2 protein-coding genes and 1 pseudogene are annotated in these 2,610 nt (G+C 61.9%); 2 read left to right on the top strand and 1 reads right to left on the bottom strand.

Going from position 1 to position 2,610, the window contains the following annotated elements:
• Window positions 1–649 (bottom strand): MFS transporter (locus D6877_RS01130; RefSeq protein ID WP_130909589.1); only part of this gene is annotated, 649 nt, incomplete at its 3' end.
• Window positions 650–752: 103 nt separating this feature from the next.
• Between D6877_RS01130 and D6877_RS01125 the strand changes: the two genes are divergently transcribed.
• Window positions 753–1,295 carry a TetR/AcrR family transcriptional regulator gene (locus D6877_RS01125; protein ID WP_130909587.1) on the top strand — a complete coding sequence of 181 codons (543 nt, stop codon included), beginning with the start codon at window positions 753–755 and terminating at the stop codon, window positions 1,293–1,295.
• Window positions 1,296–1,505: 210 nt separating this feature from the next.
• Window positions 1,506–2,610 (top strand): annotated as a pseudogene (locus D6877_RS01120) (hybrid sensor histidine kinase/response regulator); the annotation flags it as partial.

Raw genomic sequence — 2,610 nt, 5'->3', positions numbered from 1 at the left:
TGTTCAGTGGCAGCACACGCCACAACGTTGAACGCGCTTGCACCGGCACGTGCAGAGTCGGCCGCAACGACGCCAGCGCCCCACCTTGGCGCGAGACACTCTCCGGCAAGCGCCAGACATACACGCCCTGCAACATAAACAGCGCCAACAGCAACCAGTAAGTCAGCTGTAACGGCGCCGGTGCGAACTCTGCCAACAAGCCACAGCCCAAACCGCCCAGAGCCATCCCCAGTAACGGCGCGACGCTGTTAACCAGCGGCCCCTGCTGCCGGTCGGTGTCGAGCAATGTTGCGCTCAAAACGGCGGTGGCCATGCCGGTGGCGAAACCCTGCAGCACCCGCGCGCCGATCAACCACGACACGCTGTCGGCATAAATGAACAGCAGCATCGCCAGCGCATTGAGCAGCACGGCACTGAAGATCACCGGTTTGCGTCCGAGATGGTCGGAAAGCGAACCAACCGTCAGCAACGCCGCCAACAGACTGAAAGCGTAAACGGCGAAGATCAGCGCCAACATCGCTGCCGAGAAATGCAGTTGATCCTGATACAAGTGATACAGCGGCGTCGGCGCGGTGGAAGCGGCGAGAAAACTGAGTAAGGTGATCGCCAGAAACCACAAGCTGGACCGGTGGGAAGCGACATTATTCAAGGGGCTGGTCATGGGCACACTCCGCAAAAGCTAATTTTTTGCTTTTGCGGAGTGTGCTACCGCCCAGCGCTTAAAGCAAATTCTTTGTGTTAAGGTCTGCCGCATGGCTATTAAAGAAGGTTTACGCCCCGGTGGCCGCAGTGCCCGGGTGCAGGAGTCGATTCATTCGGCGGTCAATGCGCTGCTGCAAGAGCAGGAACGTTCCACCGTGACCGTCCCGCAAATCGCCGCCCGCGCGGGGGTTACGCCGTCGACGATCTACCGCCGCTGGGGTGATCTGGCAGCATTGCTGGCGGACGTCGCCCTCGCCCGCATGCGCCCGGACAGCGAGCCGGCGAACACTGGCAGCCTGCGCGGCGATATCCGCGCCTGGGCCGAGCAATATCTCGACGAGATGAGTTCAGAGGTCGGGCGCAACATGATGCGTGACGTGCAGGCGAGCGCCACGCCGGGGTATTGCGTGGCGATCATCGGTGCGCAGTTGCAGACCATTGTCGATCGCTATCCGAATGAAAAGACACCGAGTGTTGATCGCTTGATCAATCTGGTGGTGGCGCCGGTGGTGTTCCGGATTCTGTTTTCGGCCACGGCGCTGGAGGTGGATGAGTTGCATCGGTTGATCGATATTGCGCTGCGTCTTGACTGACGCGCTCACTCCCACAAGGAAATGCATTCCAATTGTGGGAACGAGCCTGCTCGCGAAGAGGTCCGCCCGGTCACCACAAAAACCACCCGGTACCCCGCCTGCGACACCCCGCCACGCCACGACCTTGGTCGACACTGACTAACCGCCGCGCCCGTGCGAGACTGTCCGCCCGGGCAGGAGTGCCGGGGAGTCTTTTGTCGGGAGTGCTGCATGTCGTTGTCCACCGGGCTGATCGCCGTCGTTGCCCTGGCCTACATGGCCATCATGTTCGCAATCGCCTTCTACGGCGACCGTCGCAGCACGCCGTTGCCGCCACGGGTGCGCGCCTGGGTGTACAGCCTGTCACTGGCGGTTTACTGCACCAGTTGGACATTCTTTGGCGCGGTCGGTCAGGCGGCGGAACAACTGTGGTCATTCCTGCCGATCTACCTCGGGCCGATCCTGCTGCTGGTGGGCGCGCCGTGGGTCCTGCAGAAAATGGTGATGATCAGCAAACAGGAGAACATCACCTCCATCGCCGACTTCATCGCCGCGCGCTACGGCAAGTCACAATCGCTGGCGGTGGTTGTGGCGCTGATCTGTCTGGTCGGCGTGCTGCCCTATATTGCCCTGCAACTCAAAGGCATTGTCCTCGGCGTGAACCTGTTGATCGGCGCCGGCGCCGATGCCATGGGCACCCGCGCCCAGGACACGGCGCTGATCGTGTCGCTGGTGCTGGCGCTGTTCACCATCGTCTTCGGCACGCGCAACCTCGACGCCACCGAACACCACCGTGGCATGGTGCTGGCGATCGCGTTCGAATCGCTGGTCAAGCTGTTCGCCTTTCTCGCCGTCGGCGCCTTCGTCACGTACGGCCTGTATGACGGTTTCGACGACCTGTTCAATCAGGCAATGCTCGCCCCGCGCCTTGAGGCGTACTGGAAGGAAACCATCAACTGGCCATCGATGGTGGTGCAGACCGGCGTGGCGATGATGGCGATCATTTGCCTGCCCCGGCAATTTCACGTGACCGTGGTGGAGAACATCGACCCGCAGGATCTGCGCCTGGCGAAATGGGTGTTCCCCGCCTATCTGGCATTGGCCGCACTGTTTGTAGTCCCGATCGCCCTTGCCGGTCAGATGATGCTGCCCAGCCACGTGCTGCCCGACTCGTTCGTGATCAGCCTGCCGCTGGCCCAGGCCCATCCGGCGCTGGCGATGCTGGCGTTTATCGGTGGCGCATCGGCAGCGACCGGCATGGTGATTGTCGCCAGCGTCGCCCTGTCGACCATGGTTTCCAACGACATGCTGTTGCCGTGGCTGTTGCGGCGCAACA

It is taken from the genome of Pseudomonas sp. Sample_9 (genome assembly GCF_004307535.1).
Taxonomy (GTDB): domain Bacteria; phylum Pseudomonadota; class Gammaproteobacteria; order Pseudomonadales; family Pseudomonadaceae; genus Aquipseudomonas; species Aquipseudomonas mercuritolerans.
This window is presented reverse-complemented; position numbering and strand designations above follow the sequence as displayed.

What these genes read in the sequence shown, in the direction of transcription:
- D6877_RS01125 (WP_130909587.1), top strand. Translation starts at nt 753, where the DNA reads ATGGCTATTAAAGAAGGTTTACGCCCCGGTGGCCGCAGTGCCCGGGTG.